21 protein-coding genes and 5 pseudogenes are annotated in these 21,328 nt (G+C 33.3%); 16 read left to right on the top strand and 10 right to left on the bottom strand.

Annotation, left to right across the window (positions count from 1 at the left end):
* Nucleotides 1-576 precede the first annotated feature (576 nt).
* Nucleotides 577-1,068: a CDP-diacylglycerol--serine O-phosphatidyltransferase gene (pssA, locus tag BWGOE10_RS14900; protein ID WP_002085344.1), complete on the bottom strand. Its 492-nt coding sequence runs from the start codon at nt 1,066-1,068 to the stop codon at nt 577-579.
* Nucleotides 1,069-1,366: 298 nt separating this feature from the next.
* Between pssA and BWGOE10_RS14895 the strand changes: the two genes are divergently transcribed.
* The 5 genes from BWGOE10_RS14895 (at nt 1,367) to BWGOE10_RS14875 (ending at nt 6,365) form a co-directional block, all read left to right on the top strand.
* Nucleotides 1,367-3,076 carry an alpha-keto acid decarboxylase family protein gene (locus BWGOE10_RS14895; RefSeq protein WP_070143082.1) on the top strand — a complete coding sequence of 570 codons (1,710 nt, stop codon included), beginning with the start codon at nt 1,367-1,369 and terminating at the stop codon, nt 3,074-3,076.
* A 16-nt stretch (nt 3,077-3,092) separates the two neighbouring features.
* The gene (locus BWGOE10_RS14890; protein ID WP_070143084.1) at nt 3,093-4,523 is read left to right on the top strand and encodes a PQQ-dependent sugar dehydrogenase; all 1,431 of its coding nucleotides are present in this window, start codon (nt 3,093-3,095) and stop codon (nt 4,521-4,523) included.
* A 179-nt stretch (nt 4,524-4,702) separates the two neighbouring features.
* Nucleotides 4,703-5,275 carry a hypothetical protein gene (locus BWGOE10_RS14885; RefSeq protein ID WP_002161642.1) on the top strand — a complete coding sequence of 191 codons (573 nt, stop codon included), beginning with the start codon at nt 4,703-4,705 and terminating at the stop codon, nt 5,273-5,275.
* A 68-nt stretch (nt 5,276-5,343) separates the two neighbouring features.
* Complete coding sequence (locus BWGOE10_RS14880) at nt 5,344-5,907, top strand: GNAT family N-acetyltransferase (protein WP_070143086.1); 564 nt, start codon at nt 5,344-5,346, stop codon at nt 5,905-5,907.
* 77 nt (nt 5,908-5,984) lie between these two features.
* The gene (locus BWGOE10_RS14875; RefSeq protein WP_070143087.1) at nt 5,985-6,365 is read left to right on the top strand and encodes a nucleotide excision repair endonuclease; all 381 of its coding nucleotides are present in this window, start codon (nt 5,985-5,987) and stop codon (nt 6,363-6,365) included.
* A 126-nt stretch (nt 6,366-6,491) separates the two neighbouring features.
* On the opposite strand, the gene BWGOE10_RS14870 is transcribed toward BWGOE10_RS14875, so the two are convergent.
* Entirely contained in the window at nt 6,492-6,698 is a 207-nt protein-coding gene (locus tag BWGOE10_RS14870; RefSeq protein ID WP_070143089.1) for a hypothetical protein, read from the bottom strand.
* Between the two features lie 158 nt (nt 6,699-6,856).
* Here BWGOE10_RS14870 and BWGOE10_RS14865 point away from each other — a divergent pair, with 158 nt between their 5' ends.
* The 5 genes from BWGOE10_RS14865 to BWGOE10_RS14845 all read left to right on the top strand — a co-directional run bounded on the left by BWGOE10_RS14865 (nt 6,857) and on the right by BWGOE10_RS14845 (nt 10,642).
* Nucleotides 6,857-7,636, top strand: a complete 780-nt coding sequence (locus tag BWGOE10_RS14865; protein WP_070143090.1) for an undecaprenyl-diphosphate phosphatase — start codon at nt 6,857-6,859, stop codon at nt 7,634-7,636.
* 91 nt (nt 7,637-7,727) lie between these two features.
* Nucleotides 7,728-9,050 (top strand): FAD-dependent oxidoreductase, encoded by a 1,323-nt coding sequence (locus BWGOE10_RS14860; RefSeq protein WP_070143091.1) that lies wholly within the window; start codon nt 7,728-7,730, stop codon nt 9,048-9,050.
* Nucleotides 9,051-9,113: 63 nt separating this feature from the next.
* Complete coding sequence (locus BWGOE10_RS14855; protein ID WP_070143093.1) at nt 9,114-9,635, top strand: GNAT family N-acetyltransferase; 522 nt, start codon at nt 9,114-9,116, stop codon at nt 9,633-9,635.
* Nucleotides 9,636-9,656: 21 nt separating this feature from the next.
* Nucleotides 9,657-10,178, top strand: coding sequence for a YfiT family bacillithiol transferase (locus tag BWGOE10_RS14850; protein WP_070143095.1), 522 nt, complete (start codon nt 9,657-9,659; stop codon nt 10,176-10,178).
* Nucleotides 10,118-10,642: a GNAT family N-acetyltransferase gene (locus BWGOE10_RS14845; RefSeq protein WP_070143097.1), complete on the top strand. Its 525-nt coding sequence runs from the start codon at nt 10,118-10,120 to the stop codon at nt 10,640-10,642. The genes BWGOE10_RS14850 and BWGOE10_RS14845 overlap by 61 nt, the downstream gene beginning before the upstream one ends.
* A gap of 121 nt (nt 10,643-10,763) precedes the next feature.
* Here BWGOE10_RS14845 and BWGOE10_RS14840 read toward each other — a convergent pair whose 3' ends face one another.
* Complete coding sequence (locus BWGOE10_RS14840) at nt 10,764-11,141, bottom strand: PH domain-containing protein (RefSeq protein WP_070143099.1); 378 nt, start codon at nt 11,139-11,141, stop codon at nt 10,764-10,766.
* Between the two features lie 179 nt (nt 11,142-11,320).
* Between BWGOE10_RS14840 and BWGOE10_RS14835 the strand changes: the two genes are divergently transcribed.
* The 5 genes and pseudogenes from BWGOE10_RS14835 to BWGOE10_RS14815 all read left to right on the top strand — a co-directional run bounded on the left by BWGOE10_RS14835 (nt 11,321) and on the right by BWGOE10_RS14815 (nt 15,100).
* Nucleotides 11,321-12,172: a patatin family protein gene (locus BWGOE10_RS14835; RefSeq protein WP_070143101.1), complete on the top strand. Its 852-nt coding sequence runs from the start codon at nt 11,321-11,323 to the stop codon at nt 12,170-12,172.
* Nucleotides 12,173-12,184: 12 nt separating this feature from the next.
* The gene (locus BWGOE10_RS14830; protein ID WP_070143103.1) at nt 12,185-12,556 is read left to right on the top strand and encodes a YxiJ-like family protein; all 372 of its coding nucleotides are present in this window, start codon (nt 12,185-12,187) and stop codon (nt 12,554-12,556) included.
* A gap of 389 nt (nt 12,557-12,945) precedes the next feature.
* Entirely contained in the window at nt 12,946-13,311 is a 366-nt protein-coding gene (locus BWGOE10_RS14825) for a hypothetical protein (protein ID WP_070143105.1), read from the top strand.
* A 133-nt stretch (nt 13,312-13,444) separates the two neighbouring features.
* Nucleotides 13,445-14,206 (top strand): annotated as a pseudogene (locus BWGOE10_RS33825) (DnaJ family domain-containing protein); the annotation flags it as partial.
* A 78-nt stretch (nt 14,207-14,284) separates the two neighbouring features.
* On the top strand, nt 14,285-15,100 hold the full coding sequence (locus tag BWGOE10_RS14815; RefSeq protein WP_070143109.1) for a YwqG family protein: 816 nt from the start codon (nt 14,285-14,287) through the stop codon (nt 15,098-15,100).
* 778 nt (nt 15,101-15,878) lie between these two features.
* Here BWGOE10_RS14815 and BWGOE10_RS14810 read toward each other — a convergent pair.
* The 4 genes and pseudogenes from BWGOE10_RS14810 to BWGOE10_RS33440 form a co-directional block, all read right to left on the bottom strand.
* A complete protein-coding gene (locus tag BWGOE10_RS14810) occupies nt 15,879-16,274 on the bottom strand; it encodes a RidA family protein (RefSeq protein ID WP_070143111.1) in 396 nt (131 codons plus the stop codon).
* 131 nt (nt 16,275-16,405) lie between these two features.
* Nucleotides 16,406-16,513: pseudogene (locus BWGOE10_RS30085) on the bottom strand (histidine phosphatase family protein); the annotation flags it as partial.
* 48 nt (nt 16,514-16,561) lie between these two features.
* Nucleotides 16,562-17,394, bottom strand: a pseudogene (locus tag BWGOE10_RS14805) (hypothetical protein).
* Nucleotides 17,395-17,610: 216 nt separating this feature from the next.
* Nucleotides 17,611-17,820 (bottom strand): annotated as a pseudogene (locus tag BWGOE10_RS33440) (endonuclease); the annotation flags it as partial.
* 384 nt (nt 17,821-18,204) lie between these two features.
* On the opposite strand from BWGOE10_RS33440, the gene BWGOE10_RS14795 reads away from it, so the two are divergent.
* Nucleotides 18,205-19,167, top strand: coding sequence for an MBL fold metallo-hydrolase (locus BWGOE10_RS14795; RefSeq protein WP_070143113.1), 963 nt, complete (start codon nt 18,205-18,207; stop codon nt 19,165-19,167).
* Between the two features lie 203 nt (nt 19,168-19,370).
* Here BWGOE10_RS14795 and BWGOE10_RS14790 read toward each other — a convergent pair whose 3' ends face one another.
* From BWGOE10_RS14790 to dnaN, 3 genes and pseudogenes are all read right to left on the bottom strand, one after another.
* The gene (locus BWGOE10_RS14790; protein ID WP_070143115.1) at nt 19,371-19,823 is read right to left on the bottom strand and encodes a VOC family protein; all 453 of its coding nucleotides are present in this window, start codon (nt 19,821-19,823) and stop codon (nt 19,371-19,373) included.
* 204 nt (nt 19,824-20,027) lie between these two features.
* Nucleotides 20,028-20,120: pseudogene (locus tag BWGOE10_RS30080) on the bottom strand (recombinase family protein); the annotation flags it as partial.
* 48 nt (nt 20,121-20,168) lie between these two features.
* Nucleotides 20,169-21,299: a DNA polymerase III subunit beta gene (dnaN, locus tag BWGOE10_RS14785; RefSeq protein ID WP_070143117.1), complete on the bottom strand. Its 1,131-nt coding sequence runs from the start codon at nt 21,297-21,299 to the stop codon at nt 20,169-20,171.
* Nucleotides 21,300-21,328 lie beyond the last annotated feature (29 nt).

Here is a 21,328-nt window from a genome sequence, read left to right as displayed (position 1 = left end):
AGCGGGAGACATATATCGATATAACTCTTCGGCAAATAAAGACAGCTCTTGTTTTTGATGCATATTCATAAAAAGCACGTCACCCTTTCTCATTAACATAAGAGAATAGTAACGTGCTTTTAAGTTTAAAAATAGTCTAAATCCTTAAGTTGATGGATGTGGGGTACCACCACATCCATCAAGCTAAGAAAATAGATAACCCACAAAACGAAAAATTTTTGCCTTTTATAGCAACGAAGTGCATTTTTATCGTTTGAGGTATTAGAGAAGAAAAGTGGATTCGTTCAATATAGAGGCGAATATCCTTTCTTTTTATCATTTTCCGACAGAAAACCCCCACCTCAAGGAATGGGTAGGACATGGTCCAATGAGTAAGTGGGAGATGAATGGCGGTTAGGCAAAAGCCTAAAGGTTCTTCTGGGTGAAGAATCAGTATAAGGTATCGTAATGGTAAGTTCTTTAAAGTCTGTCCCATCGCTGTATTCGTAAAATGATGAATAACATCAAAACCCTCAACTTGATGGATATTAGCGAACCGTTTCACAAATGAAATTAAAGCGATAGGCGGGATCCTAATTAAAGTTTTTTAAATCTAATTGGACTTACCATTAAGAGAGCGAGGATTAATGTAATCCATGCATTACTATATGAAAATAATCCCATACCAGCCAATGGTAATCCAGCAGCTGGAATAGGTAATCCCTTAAAATATCCAATGGTTGGTTTTACACTAAATTTAGCTAATCTTAAAGCACCCATCGTTGGGAAAAGGATAAATGCCAAAGAAGTTAAAATAGATGGTGTTGCTATCGAATGAAATAAAAGTGCAGGAGCAACTCCGAAACTAACAATATCAGCTAAGGAATCCAATTGTACACCAAACTCACTGTTCACTTTTAATTTTCTCGCAATTCTTCCATCAAGGAGATCTAAAACAGCTGAAAAGAAAATAAAAATGGAGGCTACTTCCAAATAGTCACTCATATTCATGGTAATTGAAAAAACACCGCACAATAAATTTCCAATCGTAAATAAATTGGGTACAGCTTTTACTATCTGATTGAACAAGGTTGTCCCCCCTAAGTTGATCAAACTTCACATTTATGTAGCATTTTCTATGTATTCTTCCGTTATTCTTGAAAATATATGACCACTGTATGCTAAGTAAATTTCGACAAGAGAAAAGCCGACTTCTTGTACGTTATGTTAGTTTATAAACATGTTTGATCAAAGGTAAGTCTATTACTGAGTTCTTCCCCATTAATTATTGTATAACGGATAACCGATTCAATTAAAGGGCATTATCAAAAAGGATAGTACTATTAAACAGAACAAGCCAAAGAAATGGATAAGGAGTGAGCAAGCGATGGACAACATGATTAATATGGGCAACTTTGGTTTACAAAGGGGACCTGCTCAAAAAACGGTTGGCCAGTATTTGTTCGATTGCCTGAAACTGGAGGGCATTACCGAAATTTTTGGTGTCGCAGGGGACTATAATTTTACACTTCTTGATACTTTGGAGTGTTATAACGGCATCCGTTTTATAGAAGGACGGAACGAACTAAACTCGGGCTACGCTGCAGATGGCTATGCAAGAATCAAAGGAATATCGGCTCTTATTACGACCTACGGGGTCGGGGAGCTCAGCGCCTGCAATGCGATAGCGGGAGCCAACAGCGAGCATGTACCAATAATACACATTGTGGGTGCGCCTCCTGAGAAGGATCAAAAAGAGCATAAGCTTATGCATCACACCTTAATGGATGGGAATTTTGACGTCTTTCGCAAGGTGTATGAGCAGATTACGGCATATACCGCGGTGCTTACACCGGAAAATGCCAAGATTGAAATTCAGACTGCGATTCGCATTGCTAAGGAAAAGAAAAAGCCGGTATACCTGGTTGTGGCTAATGATTTAGTGACCAAGCCGATTAAAGTATGGGCAGAGCCAGTACCACCACGTCCAACATCCAACCCGAATACCCTTCAGGCTGCAGTGAATCATGTCCGTCCGCTTTTGGAACGTGCCTACCGACCGGTTATCTTGGTGGATGTGAAAACGATGCGTTTCGGCCTTCAGACAGCAACTCGGCAGCTAGCCGATGCAATGAATGTGCCTGTTGTAACGATGATGTACGGGAAGGGGGGATTCGACGAGACCCATCCAAATTATACCGGAATGTATCTAGGCTCTTTCGGGAGGGCTGAAGTCCAAAGTACGGTGGAGAATGCAGATTGTATCATTGTGATTGGCATGGTATGGGCGGACACAAACACCGCAAGTTTTACCGCAAAGCTGGACCCGCTAATAACTGTTAATATTCAACCAGATATGGTTAAAATCGCTGAGGCGGAATATCCGAATGTTCTTGCAGCCGACATGCTACTTGCCGTGCAGAAGGTGGGTTATAAGGGAAAAGGTTTGACAGAAAAAATTTCATTCCCTTACGATCAATTAACAACTAATGTCGACGGACCTCTATTGGCGGTCGACTATTATCCACGTTTTCAGCGCATGCTGAAAGAGGGTGATATTGTAATCGCTGAGACCGGAACGTTCTATAATGGAATGGGAGAGGTAAGACTGCCGGGCAATGTAACATATATTGGGCAAGGTGGATGGCAGTCCATTGGTTATGGGATCCCTTCGGCGTTCGGTGCTATTATGGCCGCGCCGGAACGCCGAGTATTGCTGTTTACAGGTGACGGAGCCCTGCAGCTAACAGCACAGGAAATCAGTTCTATGCTCTATTACGGCTGCAAGCCCATAATCTTTATATTGAACAACGATGGTTATACAATTGAGAAATATTTAAATGTCAAAACAGAGGATCAAAAGTACAACCAAATCCCTCGATGGTCTTACACCAAGCTGGCCGAAGCTTTTGGAGGTAACGCGTTTACCGTTACGGTCCGGACCTATGGAGAGCTTGATCAGGCCATAATCCATGCTGAAAAGGAAAGCGCCGAAAGACTCTGTATAATTGAAATGATCGCAGGGAATCCGATGGACGCACCTGAATATATGCGACGGATGCGTAGTTATCATATTCTTTTAATAAAACGCAATTAAAGGGGTGTAAAGTAAGTTGACAAAAGTTAAGGTTAGTTTACGACCTATTGCAAGTAAGTTCAATTTACCTACTGTTTTGAAAACAACTATACTACCAGGTGACTCAATTGAAAGGTTATTTATTGCAACCCAGGTAGGAGAAATCTTTTACATAGGAGACGGAGTTATAAGGACTTTTTTAGATATTCGCCCGCGAATCATAAAATTAGGCACATCTGAAGAAGGGGTTTCTGGTAATGGATATGATGAACGAGGATTGCTAGGACTAGCGTTTCATCCACAATTTTATCAAAACGGTTTATTTTACCTTCATTATTCAGTAGCTGGCACTCAAGGTCCGGGTGCCCTTTCTGAACCTTTTAAACCTAATCCATGTGATCTGAAAACTTTAAACTTAAAGTGGGTAAATAGAGATACTCAATATGATCATATTGATACGGTTGAGGAATGGATTTTACAATCACATGGTCAACCTCAAAAACGACGGACATTACTTAACATAAGAAGGCCCTTTTTTAATCATAACGGAGTCAATAGTTTAAACTTTTCACCTGAGACTGGAAAACTTGTTTTTACAAATGGAGATGGTGGATCGGGTTATGATCCATTTAATTTAAGCCAGGATGATTTAGAAATAGCGGGTAAAATAATTGAAATTGATGTAAGTAAAAATACATTCATAAATAACCCTCCAGTAGTTACGCGCTTTAATGAGTTTCCTTTATCTATACAAGAAACACTTACAGTAATTGCGAAAGGGGTTCGGAATATAACAGGTATTTCATTTCAAAGGTTTTATAATCAGTATATCAAATATGTTGGAAATGTCGGTCAGGATATTGTAGAGTCTATTTTTTCGTTTGTTCATTATAAACCCATACCGGTTACTGAACTTATTCAAATGTATGTAATGAGATCCACTCCCACTCAAGATGGATTTATTAATTTTGGTTGGCGAGGATGGGAAGGAGAATTTCCTACTTCTTTTATAAGGCACTGTTCTGAGAATCCTACTTTGGATGAGAGAACAATGGCTTATTATAATGAAACAATTCAAACGTCAGCGAGGCGTATTCAGCCCCTAATTAGTTATTTTCATAAAGATTCCAGACCGGATAAGTTTGGAGGAACTTCACTTACAGGAGTTCAGCCCTATATGGGAACTACAATCCCAAATTTATCAGGTAGCGTCGTGTTTACTGATCTTGCCAAGAAAGAAGAATCTCAATCTCCAGTAAAGGGAGTGTTAGCTTATACTAGAGCAAGTATAGACGATAAACGTAATGATTTTCATGTTATTGAAACCAATTATGATTTTGGTGCTCAATCAGCTTATTATGTTAGTTTAGGAACAAACTTAGATCAAACTAGATTATATTTAGGAGTTTACGGTTCTATGAAAGTAACTGATTTTAACAAAGGTACTATTTATGAAATTGTTCCTTGATACGATATAAACTCTAAGTCTAAAAATATAAGGAATTCATTCTTCTTTAAAACGCACGACCTGTTGTCCCCCTTAAAAAACTTCTATGTATAAACGATTAGTAGAAAGTAACTCATAAACCGTAAGTGTATGAATAATTATAGTAAGTGATGAATTAGGTATCTTTAGGAGGTATTTTGATGAATCGCTTTAGATGCTATTGGTATCAATGGATGATAGAGCAGGATGCGAATTTTGTTCATAAAAGAAAGGTGACTCCTGCAAGTAGGTTAGTCATTACAGCTTTACTCGGTTCATTTGCTGCTATTTTTCAATCTGCGGGGAATTTAATCCCTGGAATAGGGTTATTTATTAGTCCTTTCGCGACGCTACCGATTTTTCTAGCTATTTGTTATTCTATTCGTGAGGGAGTACTCTCTTATATTCTTACTATTTTCCTATTATTCATTATTGAGCCAAGTGAACTAATTGTCTTTCCCTTTACTACAGGATTATTAGGTATAGCATTAGGAGTATCCTTTTTACAATTCAAGAGGAGGATTTGGGTAATTTCCTTTTCAGCGATATGTCTACTTATAGGAATTATGATCATTCTCGATATCTTCCGTTTTCCTGTACTTGGTCCTACTATTCATACAACTATGGATATAAAAGTTATTACATTAATATTTATACTGAGTTTTCTATACTGCTGGATCTATGCAGAGCTGTGTAGAATAATAATGAATAGAGTATATAAAGTATGGTCTTAACGATTGTATAAAATCTTTTAAAATGAATACACTTTCTCATATATTTTCAAAGATTGGAGATTTAAATCATGTATAACGTTGAAATTAGAAGACCGAATTCGGATGATAGTGATGAATTAAATTTATTTTTTCGTCTAGTTATTACGAATACTTATAAAAACGAAGGGTTATCACAATTATTAGATGACATAGAAAATGAAATTAACTCGAAAAAGCAATATTTGAAAAACGATTTTGATAGTAATGGAGAAAGTCGTTACTTTTTATTAGCAATAGATACAAGTAACGATAAGATCATTGGAACGATTGAAATTGGTCCAGCAAGTACATTAATTAATAGTTGTACAGGCGGTGTACTTAAGGATTTGTATGAAATAGGAACTGTATTTATACTTCCGGAGTATCAAAGAAAAGGTATAGGGAGTTTACTGCTAAATACAATGTTTCTTACATTACTTAGCAGAGGAATAATCGAATACTGTTTAGATAGTGGATACAAAGAAGCACAAAGTATATGGACGAAAAAGTTTGGAAAACCTAGTTATGTGCTGAAGGATTATTGGGGCGAATCAATTGATCATATGATTTGGAAAAAAAGTTTACATGATATACCTATAATATTTGAATTATAAAATGAAATATGCCTCTGAACATAGCTTTTCTTACATACTTATGCTATTATTTATCTTTATAATAAAAGAGGACGTGAATGAACTTGATTAAAATTAATATTCCTGAAGCTGATGTTTCAATTACTGAACGTAAACAAGTTATTAAAGGAGACGAGCCATTAATTACTCCAATTAACGGTTTTATCGATTTCCACTTGTTCCCTAGAGATAAAGGCGGCATTTTTATGTTTTACAACATTAATGACGAACTTCTTTTCGTAGGTAAAGCTCGTAAAATTAGACAACGTATTAAAAAGCATTTTGAAGATAATGTTTCACCAATCAAAAATAATCGTGATGAAGTATACCGCATCGATGCATGTATCGTAGAAGATCCAACAGAAAGAGAAATTTACGAAACTTATATCATTAATGAATACAAAGCGAAATATAACGTTGATAAAGTGTTTTATAAATAAACAATATTAGCGAAATGAAACAATCCTAGTACATACACTAGGATTGTTTTTATTTATATAGGTTTGTAATTTTTGTCCGTAATGATTTTCCTCGCATTTGTTCCTCCTTATAAGGGAATATATTATTTAATCGGCAGAATTTTTTCTTATTTTAAAGTGATGAGCGGCAATTAAACAAAGTACCCCTATAAATAACATAATAATTCCAAGAGTTTTATGCTTTCCTTCAAAGAAAGGTATGTCTGTAATTACATTTGTCATACATAAGCCTAAGAACACAAGAATTGGTCCAATCCAAAGTAATATGTTTCCTAATTTTGTGTGTTTCTCCATATAAACCCTCCTTTATTTTTACATATATATCCATCGACATTGCAATCCATAACTTCAAAATAAAGGTTAAAGTAAATCCCCAGGAGAAATATATTTTCTTTCATAACAAAAATTAAAGCATCATATATTGGTACAAGCAAATGAGAAAGGAGATCATCATGAATTGGCTAGAAGCTTTTATTTTAGGAATTATTCAAGGACTGACAGAGTTTTTACCTATAAGTAGTACAGGGCATCTATATTTAGGGAGGCATATTTTTCAGTTAGATGAGGCAGGTTTGTTTTTAGATACGATGCTGCATATCGGAACTTTGCTTGCAGTGTTTATTTATTATAGAAAAGAATTTATTTATTTAATAAAAAATCCATTTTCAAAGCTTATGCTATTACTTATCGTTGGGACGGTACCTGCTGTCGTAATTGGCTTACTATTTAAAGACTTTTTTGAAGATATTTCAAAAACAGGTATAACAATAGGTTGGGAGTTTTTAGTGACGGGCTTATTTCTTTATATGGCCGATAAACAAAAGAACGGTCGTAAAAAAATGAATGATATTACATATAAAGATGCATTCATAATTGGTTCATTTCAAGCAGTAGCTATATTTCCAGCAATTTCTCGTTCTGGAATGACAATTGTCGCTGCATTATGGAGAAAGTTAGACCGCGAAACGGCGGCGTATTTTTCATTTTTATTATCAACACCAGCTATTGTCGGAGCTATCATCTTGCAATTTGCAGATGTTTTTCAAGGGAAAGCAGAATCTATTTCTAGTACATCATTAATTGTCGGAACATTATCAGCAGCGTTCTTTGGTTACATAGCAGTTTCATGGATGATTCAATATTTAAAACGTCATTCTTTAAAAGTATTCGCGTATTACGTATGGGGATTAGGTATTTTAATTTTAATGTTGCAATTCACAAAGGTTTTTTAAATATAATTATCAAGGGATTATTAGTTAAGATCCTGTTCCATTCATACACGACTCATACACGACAGGATCTCTTTTCATTAAGGGGGAAAAAATGTTTACTAAGGCTATTGTTATTGGTGGAAGTATCGCAGGAAAACTCGCCGCAAAGGCTTTATCAAATACTTTTGAAGAAGTACTCATTTTAGAAGCAGGAGAAAGATGGGATGGGAAAGGTCCGCGAAAAAGAGTTCCGCAAAGTAATCATCCGCATGTGTTATTAAAAGGCGGCGAAGAAGCACTTGAGGAGTTGTTTCCTAACATTACTAATGAATTAATTGAAGCAGGTAGCATCGTAAATAACTTTACTCGCGATTTAAAATGGCATCAGTTCGGCCTATGGAAGCAGCCTTTCAAAGGCGAAATAAATATGATTCAACAAAGTCGTCTTCTGTTAGAATCGCATATTCAAAAACGAATTGAACAAGTTTCAAATGTTACTACGAAGTATGAAATGTTGGTTGAAGGATTACTAGTAGATAACAAACTTAATAAAGTCTATGGAATAAAAGCTAAATGTTTGAAAACAGGAATGAAAGAAGAATTTCATGCAGATCTTGTTGTTGATGCAAGTGGATTTGGTTCGAAAAGTATAGATTGGTTACAAGAATACAATTTCGAAGTACAAGAAGAGAAAGTAAGAATTGATTTGTTTTACGCAACTAGAATGTTTAGGCTCAAAGAAAAAGAGATATTAGACTGTTGTAATATGCTTATGTCTCCAAGTTTTCCTGAAAATCCTTATGGTGTTCTAATTCAAACGATTGAAGATGATCGTTACTTTGTTACTTTTAGTGGATATGCAAATGAAAAAGCACCGCAAACAGATGATGAATTTTATGATTTTGCTGAAAACCTATCAATCCCTAATGTTACAGAGTTTCTAAACAAAGCTGAGGCGATTACCGATATAAAAACGTACAAAATTCCATATCAAGTACGCAGGCGATTTGATCTAGTTAATAATTTACCTGAAGGATTGTTAGTAGTTGGAGATGCGTATTGTCGTTTTGATCCAGTTTTCGGACAAGGTGTTTCAGTTGCAGCTATGGAAGCTCACCAATTGCAATTAATTCTTCAAGGGAGAAAAAGGCTTGATAAAACATTAACTCGAGAGTTTTATAGGAAGACTGCTATGATTATCAAAACACCTTGGGAAATGACCACAACGGAGATAGCACGTCATCCTAAGTTACAGAAAGAATTAACTACGAAACAAAAATTTCAGCAATGGTATACGAAACAAATATATCAACTTTCTGCAAGTGATTCTGATATTTATATTCGGTTAGTTAGAGTTATGAACTTAATTCGTAGTCCATTTCATCTTTTTCATCCTAGTTTATTACTTACTGTATTACTTAGACGAAAGAAATAGCAGGAAAATTATTGTTTAAAAAAGAATATATAACAGTTAGTAAATCAAGAAGGGGTAAACGGGATGGAAATATACATAGAACAATTAAAGAATCAAGACGCTGAAGATTTATTTAATTTTGAACTCACGAACAAATCATTTTTTGAAACAATGGTACCAAGTCGTGGCTCTAAGTATTACGTGTATGAACACTTTCAAAAGCAACTTGACGAACTATTAAAAGAACAAACTGAGGGGATTTCTTATTTTCATCTCATACGTAATACAGAAAAAGAAATTGTAGGACGTATAAATTTAGTTGATTTAGATAAGGAAAAACGAATTGGGTCGTTAGGCTACCGAGTTGGAGAGAAGTTTACTAAAAAAGGCGTTGCAGCAGCATCTGTAAAATTGATTTTGGCTCAAGCAAGAGTCTATGAAATTAATGAAATACATGCTAAGACAACAACAAATAACATAGCTTCACAAATTGTATTAGAAAAGAGCGGATTTTCTCGTGAAAAGGAAGCGGATACAACTACTGTAGATTTAAACGGGGAAAACGTAAATTTCGTACATTATATTTGGAGGACTACTAAGGGTTAAAAATAATAGGGGGACATGTACATGAAGGATTTACGTTATCCAATAGGCAAATTTACTTATGTAGGCACTATTACAGAAGAAATAATTGATAAATGGATTCAAGAAATTGAGGATTTACCTAATGAATTAGCAAGAGCGATAAAAGATTTAGATCAGAAGCAGTTAGATACACCGTATCGCGTTGGTGGATGGACTGTTCGTCAAGTTGTTCATCATGTTGTTGATAGTCATATGAATAGCTACATACGCTTTAAATTAGCACTGACAGAAAAGAATCCAACTATTAAACCGTACAAAGAAGAAAAATGGGCAGAGCTACCTGACTCAAAATTACCAGTAGATGTTTCACTTGTAATGCTAGATTCATTACATAAAAGATGGGTTAACTTATTATATTCTTTAGAACCAGCAGATTTAGAAAAGACATTTAATCATCCTGAATCAGGAGAAACAAAACTTGCTGCTGCAATTGGACTATATGCATGGCACGGTCGTCATCATACAGCTCATATTACTTCTTTAAGAGAGCGTTTAAATTGGTAACATTAGAGAAGGCTACAGCGATCGATGCAGAAGTTATATTTCAAATGCAAATCGAATCATTTAGCTCATTATTAGAAAAGTATAAGGACTATGAAACAAATCCAGCAAGTGAACCCATTGAAAGAACAGTTTCAAGAATAAATAATCCGGACGGTGGATTTTATAAAATTTCCGTAAATACAAATCTTGTCGGAGCGATATGTATATCCCGTAAAGAAGAGGTATCTAAATTTTGGATCAGCCCGATGTTTATTATTCCAGACTATCAAGGGAACGGAATTGCTCAAAAAGTATTAATTTTAATCGAGGAGATGTTTCCGGAAATAACGACTTGGGAGCTTGCTACAATTTTAGAGGAAGAACGAAATTGTTTTCTATACGAAAAGATGGGATATATAAGAGCGGAATTTAAAAATAAATTAAATGATAAAGCAACTTTAATTTATTATAAAAAAGAAAGGTAAAGCACATTTTAAATGCTTTTCCTTTTTTTATCATTTTAGATTAAATATACAAATTCAATGTATATTCTTCCAAAAAGTTCGGATTAGTAATTTCTAATGCGAATAAATATACAAAAATGAACTATTTTGTCGTATATGTTACTAACGCTTTTTGAATACTTAAAATGCTATCATCGCCTTTAAATTCTTTCGTAATTGGCTCGCTCAAACTAGACACCCATATTTTAAGCTCTGCATCTAAATCAAAATGCCCAGCTGTTTCAATACTAAATTGTGTAATACTTTTATAAGGGATAGAATGGTATTCTGTTTTTTTACCAGTTACTCCTTGTTTGTCTACTAAAATAAGACGGCGATTTGTAAATACGATTAAGTCACGAATTAATTTATAAGCATGCTCAACTTTCTCATCATCTAGCATAATCTTTTCTAAATCACGTTCAACGCTTTCTGTACTCGCACTTGATGCATTTCCTAAAATACCACTAAATAAACCCATATGAAATTCCTCCTTTATAATATGTGGAATGAGTTTCTTATATTGTACCATGCGAATGACTAATAGATTATGACATTGCTTCAATAGTTTTTTGTTATTATTGCAACTATTTTATATAACCTCATCCTAAAATCTTGTGCTAACATGTAATTAAGAAAACAGAAGTAGAGGGATTGAGCATGAAGAATATCGGTTTAGTATTAGAAGGCGGCGGAATGAAAGGGTTATATACTGCAGGAGTACTCGAATATTTTATGGAAAGGAACTTATTCTTTCCGTATGTAGTCGGTGTATCCGCGGGAGCGTGTATGGGAGCAACATATTTGTCACGTCAAAAAGGAAGAAATAAGAAAGTAAATACAGAGCTAGTAGCAGATCACAGGTATATATCTTATCGAAACTTATTTCGAAAACGTGAATTATTTGGAATGGATTTTTTATTTGATGAAGTACCCAACAAAATTGTACCGTTTGATTTTCAAACTTTCCTAAATTCAAATGAACAGTTTGTAATCGGAACGACTGATTGCGAATTAGGACAGGCAGTTTATTATAATAAAACAGAACATGGAAATGATATTTTAAAAATTATTCGTGCATCAAGCTCTGTGCCGTTTATAGCACCTGCTGTAGAATATGATAATCGAAAATTGTTAGATGGAGGGATTATAGATCCTATTCCAGTTTTTAAAGCACAAAATGATGGTTATTTAAAAAACGTTGTTATAATGACAAAGCCAGAAGGATACGAGAAGCAACGGAATAAATTTTCTGGACTGTCTAAAATTTTATATAGAAGATATCCGAAAATCGCAGAACTTTTAGTAGAACATTATCGTTTTTATAATGAAACTGTATCTTATATGAATCACAACGAACAAAAAGATAATTTTTATGTAATTCAGCCAAGCGCACAGCTTCCTATAAGCGGTATAGAGAGAAATAAAGAAAAGCTCGTTAATTTATATAATCTTGGGTATAAGGATGCTCATAATCATTATGAAAATTTATTGAATTGGATGGAGAAATAAAGGGGGGGAACGTTGATATTAGGAAAAAAGATTATTTTTAATGAATTGCTGAAAATGCATAGTCCTCTATATAAACCATTTCCGAATTGTGATACACGAAAATTGCAGCGAGACTTTAAAAATAAATTTACAGAAGATGACTGTATAAATGCCGATTTAAATTATTATTGGATGCATACCGCAGCAACTTTGAGTAGGGTACTTAATAAAAACGAAAAGAAAATTTCATTTCAACAAATACACTGGCTGAGAAAATCGTTTTTTGAATGGTTTCCGCAATATCGTTTTCTAGAAACAGAAATTGTGAAGTATCCAATTTTGTATAGAGATTTTATGAATTATGAGAAGGCCCGGAAACTATTACTTTATTACCTTACTGAATAAAAGTGAAAACGTACAGGTTATACATTACTTGTGCGTTTTTTTGTTCATAAAATATACAATATTAACAACTTGTTTATATAGGAATTCTAATGAGAAGAAAGAAGTACATATAGAATGATGTAAGGAAGGGAGGATAAGCTTAGTAGCCGTTTTCCTTTAAATCATTATTCATCATGTAAATGTTAAGTGACATAAAAGTTTTTTAATTCTTATTGGACTATCAGGCAGTTTAGTTAACTTGTGCTTAACAATTGTGCCGGATTCTTGAGAAATCCTTTCAAATATTGTTAGTTATTTATGTTAAAATATTCCGAGTGAAATCAGGTTCTTATCGATTTCATCAAGTATCAAGCAAAATAATTTAGAAACGAAGAAGGGATAGCACTAACATGGAAAACGTGTCAAATGTAGATAAATTAGAATCAATAAAATCTTTACAATCAACAATCAATAAGCTAGAAAATGCTTTGTCACAGATGATTCAAAAAGGTGCAAATACTACTTTAGTAAAGAAACGACTGAAAGCTGTTTGCATCGGCTTAGCAATGCTAGAAAACGTTTGGAATCAAAGAACCCATAATTATACCCAGCAAGATGTAGCAGAAGCTTGTAATGTTCTTACTGGTTTGCTTCCGTCAATTGAGAGGGCGTATGATAAGTCAAAGGCTGGAAGTCCTCAAAGAACGCTTTTAGAAAGAAGAATAAAAGCGTTGGAACAAGCTATTCAAGCAATTGATAATTTTCCTAATAAATAACTGATCTAAAAGGATGCGTTAATTCAATAAGAATTAAATAACTTTAAAGAGCCTTATTACAAATAAAATGTAGCAAGGCTCTAATATTCTTCATATCAAAATTAAATAACTATGACTTTACAGCGAATTTTAAACATATTCTTTCTATAGTTCAATTTCAAATAATACACGTAAGATTCATCTTTATACACCACATGATTATTCTCGCACTTCACACCTTCAAGAAGTTCTTATTACATCGGCTAACCAGTATACATTTCATCTTCATATTCATACGAAATCAGGAAAACTTGAAAATGAACCTCTTTTAACGGCAAATAGACGTCTCTATAAAGCTTTAAAAGAAAAAAGATACAAAACCATTTGTGAAGAGTTTAAAGATCGTCACGATGGCATTTGGTGGCGTAAAAAGCTACCGGATGGATTGAGAGCATTAAAATATTCGAAAACAACACTATAAAAATAAAATGAAAAGGGGAATGAATCTATGAATCAAGATGAACTAGATAAAAAACTTAAAAAACAAGAAATTTTAGTTAAAGATGAAAAAGTTTGGTCGTTCACTTATGAAGACCATATTAGCTCAATCATAAAGCAAGCAGAAAAGAAAGGCGCTTTTAATGATTTACCTGGTAAAGGGAAACCTCTTAATCTTGATAAAGAACTTTCGTACAATCCTGAAAAGCAACTGTATAGAACTTTGAAGAATAATCATGTTTTACCGAGGTGGATTGAACTTTCAAAAGAAATTGATATTTTAAAAGAAACTCTAAAAGAAACAACAAATACCGCAGAAGCAGCAAATTTAATTCAAATTATTAATAAAAAGGTTTCAGAACATAATTTACTTTGTCCGCCAAGTGCGCAAAAAATGAGGGTGAAAACGGATTTTTAGTTTTTTTTAATGAAACCATCTTTTGCAATATAATTGAGATAGACATTTATTATTTATCTTTAAAGGGAGGCAGGCGAAATGAAGAATACGTATCAGCTTAAAATACCAAAAGAACTAGAGCAATATCGGAGTATTTTAGAAGAAAGTGTAAAACCGTATATAAAAGTGCCTGGAACGCAAGCAGAAACAACTCTTTTTGAAAGTAAGTTTGGCGGGTATCCGTATGTACCTATAAATCAAGAACATCCTAAAGACTCAAATGGACAACCAATGATGCTACTTGCGCAGTTAAACTTTGAAGAAATGCCGTATATTGAGTCCATGCCTCAAAACGGACTGTTACAATTTTTCGTAAGTGCTGATGATGAACTTTTTGGAATAGATTTTGATTATCCAACAAGCCAAAAAGACTTTCGAATTATTTATCATTCTACAATAACGGAAGATTTAACTAAGGTTATTACTGATTTTAGTTATTTAAACACTTTAGATTTAGAGCATTTTATCATACCTGAAGCAGCTAAACTAAAGTTTGAAGTCGATTATCAACCAGTAACATCAAGAGATTATCGATTTGAAAAGATTTTTAATGAAAACATTGATTGGGAAGAAATTGTTGATGAAGAAAATAAAACAGAATTAGGCGAACTGTATGATGATCTATGCGAAGATCAAGGGCATAAAATTGGCGGTTATCCATTTTTCACACAGACAGATCCGAGGGAATGGGAAGAAAAATACCAACAGCATGATATATTATTGCTACAAATCGACACGGATGATGCATTAAATATTATGTGGGGAGATTCTGGTGTTGCTAATTTCTTTATACGTAAGGAAGATTTGTTAAATCTAGATTTTTCCAATGTTATTTACAATTGGGATTGCTATTAAAATAACAATTTAGAGCATTACTTATGTTTAAATAGGGAAAGGACTCAATTTATTGGTCTATATATGTTTAAGTGCTAAAAAATCATCCTAACAGTTAGGGTGATTTTTGTTTTAATAATATTTAATTATGTTAACTAAATTGAAAGATAGCAATCATAATAAAAGTCAAGCGATGATATGAAATAAATAAAAATAATGTAACATGTAGCAAATCATATATGTAGCTAAAAATGATAAATTAATCAGTGGAAAATTCATTAGTAATAAAAACACTTTAATCGATTTTAAATTTTTATTTTAAATGTATCGTTACGTAAAATTTTTTTGTGTTTGTAAATAGAACGATTCATGAATTTTAAGTTCGGATTTGCTATAAACGGATTAAATATAAATTTAGTGATAAAAACGTAAAAAATCATTTAAGTTTGATTTAGTATAAATCTCATTAAAAATCTCCGTTTCGTCTCATTAAGTATAGTTTACTTGGTTTTTGATACAGATGAACACTTACTCTATACAACTTTGTATAATATATATTATGTTAACTAGTAAAAAGTAATAAACTTATTATATGTTAGTTGTAGTTGTTAGACTCCCCTTTTTAATTGGGTTAATAATCTGTTATAGATTGTGTGGTTATTTGTTGTTTTAAGTTGTTCATGTTGTGTTATTGATAAGAATATTTCCGTGTATACTTTATATTTTAGTTAATAAAAAACGCAATTCATTTAAAGTGAACAAATTGCGTTGATATGATTAAGAATAAGTTTTTTTAAAATTAGTTTGCTACAGCGATTGCTTCGATTTCGATTAATAATTTATCGTTAATCAATTTGTTAACTTCTACAGCTGAACTTGCTGGTGGATTGTTTGTGTTGATGTATTGATCTCGAATATCTCTAACAATGGCCATTTGAGAAATGTCCGTCAAGAAAAATGTTAATTTTACTACATCATTAAAATTTAATTCTGAAGCTTCTAATGCTACTTTAATATTTTCAAATACTTGGCGCGTTTGTGTACTTAAATCTCCAATCCCAACTATATGACCATCAGTATTAAGCGCTACTTGTCCAGATATGTAAATTGTCCGTTTAGCGTTACTAACTTCGACTACATGTGAGTAACCAAAAGTTGCTGGCAAAGTTTCCGGATTGATAAATTTCTTTTGCAATGTACTTCTCTCCTTTTTTTATCGTATTTTCTTTATATTTTAATTTTAATTTATTTTTGAACTATTATCTGTTCACAAATGATCTATTTTGTTGTATTCACTTATTTTCCATTGTTCTTGATGGTAATAGATGCTTGTTGTTTACCATTTTTATTTAGCTTAATGTTCTCGCGACCTTGGAGCTTTCCAATAGCATTCCACTCAGTTTCCCCGTGCCTAACTAAGCATATAACAGTCATACACGTATCCTCCTGCTACAATGTGAAGTTAAATTCTATACATACAGTTTAAAGAGTTATATATGTTTGATTCCCTTGAGAGCTGCGTTTAATTACGTCTTGTTTTATTAATTCATCAGTTACTTTTGTATAGAAAAAGTGATACCACCATATAAAAAATTCTTCATAGGTTATTTCCATTGAGTATCTGCTGCTACAAAATTTTTTACTAATTGCTTTTTCGCGTAATTAATATCAGTAATAGCATCGTGAAAATGTTCTTCAAGTATTTCCTTATTCGCAGTTATTAAATTCAAAGTTGTATATCGTGTGTTTCTATAAAGGCCAATTTGAACTTCTCCTAAATATAAATACGTATTACCATACATCCCGAATGCCTCTATGTCTGTTTGTTCCTGTTCTTGGATCGCATAATTATATCTTTTCTCATTTCTCAAAGGTCGTTCCGTTCCTAAATAGTTTTCTTCAATATTAGTTATTTGTCCAAAATCTAGTAACACACCACTATAAAGTAATAGACTATACGATTCTTTAGGTAAATGATTAGATGTTTCAATTCTTTTAGAAATAATATCAATTTGATTAGAATACTTCTCAATCATTTTAAGTGTAGGCTTAATTAGAGGCTTACATAGGTTATACAATTTGTTCCCTTCATAGGCTGTTATAACCATACACGTCGGATAGTAGCCTTCTCCTGTCCTTTTCAATAAGCCTTCTAATTCTAATAAATAAATGTGCTTTTCAAATTCTTCATTAGTCCAATTTAGTACTGTCTTTATAGTATTTGATTCAATTCTAAGATGAAGCATAACAAGTAAATATTGAAGATTTGTTTCACTTATTTTTATAGTTGGAGAATTATCTCCAGATGAAATCATTTTAGTCTCCTAAGCTGTTTGTAGTATTTTCTCTGGAGTATTATTAGCAACCATCATTACATCCCTCCTTTTTAAATAAGTTAATTGTAAAATCTATGTATTTACTATGTTCTATAAATAAAAATAAGTACCCTTTAATACTCTCAAATTAAAAACCTTAGTATGGCTATGTTAATACCTATACTAAGGTTATCTAGAATTTTATTTTTAGTTATTACTTATACTGACACATTGATTTTCTTTTGGTATAACACCGTCTGCTGTTATAAATCCTAAAATATAAGCCATGTTATTTGACCAAGTTTTAAAATAATCTTCTTTTATGGCATACTTTCTCTTCCAACTACCTCTTGCTCGTCTTGGAACGTTATTGTCTGTTAAAAACATGCATATATACCTAGCAGACACATTGGCAAGTACAGCTATTTCTGAGGTGCTCTTCCCTTCTGTATAAAGCTAAATCATTTCAGATTTTGATAGTTTACATTTTGACTTCTTTTTTCTTTCTTCAAGCATTTATAGACTCTCTTTCCTTTGGATAATTAGTTACCTACCTGCTTCTATAACATATAGCGAAACATACGTTCTTTGTTGTTTATGAAAAAGAATTTACTTAAACAAAACAATTTACAAATACATAATATTAGTTTTAGCTGCTGCTAAATGAATTCTATTTTATATATAAATAATAAATTTGAAGAATTTATGAAATGTACTGCATTAAAGATGAAAGGTAAAATAATATAGTTTACACTAATAACAGCTAGAATAACAACATACGTATATTGTTAAACGTAAAAAGGAGAACTAATGAAAAAGAAATATATAAATCAAATTCATACTGATGTAAGTTTTAAACCAAAAGATGTTATCGGTTTAATGACTGATTACTTTAAAATGAAAACAAAACTGCGTCCTATAAAGAATTTACCTATTGCTTTATCGAATAAAGATAATGAGTCTTTAGAGAGTATTACATGGTTTGGTCATTCTGCTTCTCTTTTAAAAATAGAAGGTAAAAAGCTGTTATTAGATCCTATGTTTGGCGACGCCTCTTCCCCGTTTCCTGTTTTTAATAGTAAACGATATAGTGGTGCTTTTTCTTTAGAACGTGAAGATCTTCAAGAAATTGATGCGATTATTATTTCTCATAATCACTATGACCATTTAAATTATAAAAGTATTATGCAGTTAAAAGATCATGCAAAGCATTTTTATGTTCCGACTGGAGTTGCGCGTTATCTTATTAAATGGGGTGTTTCACCTAATAAAATTAGTGAGCATAATTGGTGGGATGAAATTACGTTTGATAATATTAAGTTAGTTTGCGCTCCTGCAAGGCATTTCTCTGGACGAAGTATGACAGATAAAGATCGTTCTTTATGGTGTTCATGGCTTATTCTTGGTCAAGAAACGAAAGTTTTCTTTAGCGGTGATAGTGGCTATGCTCCGCACTTTAAGGAGATTGGTAATAAATATGGTCCATTCGATCTTACTTTAATGGAATGCGGGCAATACGATACGAGATGGTCTGCAATTCATATGTTGCCAGAAGAAACAGTACAAGCTCATATTGACGTTAAAGGAGAATTGCTTGTTCCTATTCATTGGGGTGCTTTTACGTTAGCATTACATGAATGGAGTGATCCAATTGAGCGAGTTACAAAAGAAGCAAATCGTTTAGGGGTTAATATTGCAATGCCACAAATTGGTGAAGCTATTACGTTAAAATCTAGAGAATATCCTACGTCAGCTTGGTGGCGAGAAGTATAATTATAATAAAAAGCGAACCGATTTAATATTGATGGTTCGCTTTTTATTCATTTATGACTCATCTATTAAAATTCTCTGTTTTATCTACTGGAATTGCATTTTACATTTTTTCTTTTGTCCAATATCCTGTAGGGTCTTCCATATTGTTTGAATCTAAAATAGCAGATGGGATATTGGGGGCTTTTTTATAAAACATCACTTACTTATTTGTTACCGAGTTGTTCCGCCAAACCGATTAGAAGTCCTTCGGTTCCACGAATGTAGCAGAGCCGATACGAGTCCTCGTACTGAACCACTTCGCCAACGAGCTGAGCACCATACTTAGTAAGTCTGGATACCATTTCGTCAATGTCTTCAACGGTGAACATGACGCGTAGATAACCGAGGGCGTTTACAGGAGCAGTCCGGTGATCTGCTATAGTAGGTGGGGTGAGAAATCGCGAAAGTTCAATTCGGCTGTGGCCATCTGGGGTAACCATCACAGCAATCTCTACGCACTGAGAACCCAATCCAGTTACGCGACCGGACCATTCACCTTCGACAGTGGTTCGCCCTTCGAGGTTCAAGCCAATTTCCTCGAAGAAAGAGATTGCGTCATCAAGGGATTCTACAACGATGCCGACATTGTCCATTCTTAGTAATTTGTTTTTTGCCATAGTTTTATCTCCTTATGTGTAAAAATTTATTATTTGATCATCTTCATAATTATTCTGTTAGAAATTCCTTTCAAACAAAAAACACCTTGTCACAGTTCATGATAACACAGAAAAGTCACAGTATAGGAAAATGTGAAATCGGATTTTCGGGTATGTCACATATAGCATCTTGTTAACGAACAACACTTCGTAAACCCTCTACTACCCAGAAACCTTTTCTTCAAAAATAGTATCCATTCCGATTTCGTTCAATTGCTGAAATTGCCTTGAAGGATTTTGACCAGAGGATGTTTTGCGACTGGCTCATTCTATAAAAGAAGGAACAGTCTCAGCATCACTTTGTTCTCAATAAGTTCTAACAGGTGATATTAAATATACTGCTGCAGATTGTTCACCTGCTTCAATTAATATCGGTCTCATGGAACCACCAAAACTTAAAGTAACTCTATCTTCTTTTATTGCTTTTAAAGTATCGACCATATATCGTCCATCGAAAGATATATTTAATTGCTTTTCACCGTGAATAGCATCTATTTGTTGTGTCTCGGATATTTCACCAATTTGAGAAGCGTTGGAAGAGATTTGTATTGTGAATTCGTCGATGATTTCTAAGTTAACGTTGTTGTTTGCCCATTCACTAGCTAATAAACTTGAACGATCTACACCTTGTAAAATCTTTTTTCTATCTATATTAATAACTGTTTGGGATTCATTTGGAATTAGGCCGGATATATTAGGATATTTCCCTTCAATAAGCCTTGAATACAACGTGATTGTACCGAATTTAAAAATAATGTGACTCTCTGAAAGATATATGTATACTAAATTTGAAGTCTTGTTCATTAATTTTAGTAGTTCACTAATAGTGGAACTTGGTACAATGCAATTTGCTTTCGCATGAGATGAAATTAATATTTCTTGTAAAGCTAGTCTATGTGAATCAGTCGCAGCGCAAATTAACTTATTATGATCAAAAACGAAATTTACACCAGTAAGAACTGGTCTAGATTCATTTTTAGCAGCTGCAAAGGCAGTTTGTTTAAATACTTCAATCAATCGTTCCGTCTCTACTTGTATTTCTGCATGTTCATCTATAAATGGTACATGAGGAAACTCATTCGCCGAGAATCCATTTAAGTTTAATGTAATTTCATCAGATTGAATTGTAATCAACTGCTCATTCATACTTTTTATTAAAATCTCACTTGGCATTTTCTTAATAATTTCAATGAAATACTTTGCCGGTACAACAATACTCCCTGCTTTTAAAATAGTTGCAATTTGTTCGTTTTCAATTGAACTAGGTATAAATTTTTCAATGAAAATATTCGAATTGCTTGCGATTAAAGTAATTCCAGATTGATCTGCTGTTATTTTTATTCCGGATAATATAGGAATTAAAGTTTTTGTTGAGATAGCTTTACTTACTTCTGAAAGAGCTTGTGTAAATTGTCTGTGATTAACAATAAACTCCATTTTTCCCCCGCCTTAAATGAAATACTATC

Source organism: Bacillus mycoides, from assembly GCF_001757995.1.
GTDB classification, from domain to species: Bacteria; Bacillota; Bacilli; order Bacillales; family Bacillaceae_G; genus Bacillus_A; species Bacillus_A mycoides_B.
This window is presented reverse-complemented; position numbering and strand designations above follow the sequence as displayed.

Coding starts and splice junctions, on each gene's coding strand:
- BWGOE10_RS14895 (WP_070143082.1), top strand. CDS start 1,367: ATGGACAACATGATTAATATGGGCAACTTTGGTTTACAAAGGGGACCT.
- BWGOE10_RS14885 (WP_002161642.1), top strand. CDS start 4,703: ATGAATCGCTTTAGATGCTATTGGTATCAATGGATGATAGAGCAGGAT.
- BWGOE10_RS14880 (WP_070143086.1), top strand. CDS start 5,344: ATGTATAACGTTGAAATTAGAAGACCGAATTCGGATGATAGTGATGAA.
- BWGOE10_RS14875 (WP_070143087.1), top strand. CDS start 5,985: ATGAACTTGATTAAAATTAATATTCCTGAAGCTGATGTTTCAATTACT.
- BWGOE10_RS14870 (WP_070143089.1), bottom strand. CDS start 6,698: ATGGAGAAACACACAAAATTAGGAAACATATTACTTTGGATTGGACCA.
- BWGOE10_RS14865 (WP_070143090.1), top strand. CDS start 6,857: ATGAATTGGCTAGAAGCTTTTATTTTAGGAATTATTCAAGGACTGACA.
- BWGOE10_RS14860 (WP_070143091.1), top strand. CDS start 7,728: ATGTTTACTAAGGCTATTGTTATTGGTGGAAGTATCGCAGGAAAACTC.
- BWGOE10_RS14855 (WP_070143093.1), top strand. CDS start 9,114: ATGGAAATATACATAGAACAATTAAAGAATCAAGACGCTGAAGATTTA.
- BWGOE10_RS14850 (WP_070143095.1), top strand. CDS start 9,657: ATGAAGGATTTACGTTATCCAATAGGCAAATTTACTTATGTAGGCACT.
- BWGOE10_RS14845 (WP_070143097.1), top strand. CDS start 10,118: ATGGCACGGTCGTCATCATACAGCTCATATTACTTCTTTAAGAGAGCG.
- BWGOE10_RS14840 (WP_070143099.1), bottom strand. CDS start 11,141: ATGGGTTTATTTAGTGGTATTTTAGGAAATGCATCAAGTGCGAGTACA.
- BWGOE10_RS14835 (WP_070143101.1), top strand. CDS start 11,321: ATGAAGAATATCGGTTTAGTATTAGAAGGCGGCGGAATGAAAGGGTTA.
- BWGOE10_RS14825 (WP_070143105.1), top strand. CDS start 12,946: ATGGAAAACGTGTCAAATGTAGATAAATTAGAATCAATAAAATCTTTA.
- BWGOE10_RS14815 (WP_070143109.1), top strand. CDS start 14,285: ATGAAGAATACGTATCAGCTTAAAATACCAAAAGAACTAGAGCAATAT.
- BWGOE10_RS14795 (WP_070143113.1), top strand. CDS start 18,205: ATGAAAAAGAAATATATAAATCAAATTCATACTGATGTAAGTTTTAAA.
- BWGOE10_RS14790 (WP_070143115.1), bottom strand. CDS start 19,823: ATGGCAAAAAACAAATTACTAAGAATGGACAATGTCGGCATCGTTGTA.
- dnaN (WP_070143117.1), bottom strand. CDS start 21,299: ATGGAGTTTATTGTTAATCACAGACAATTTACACAAGCTCTTTCAGAA.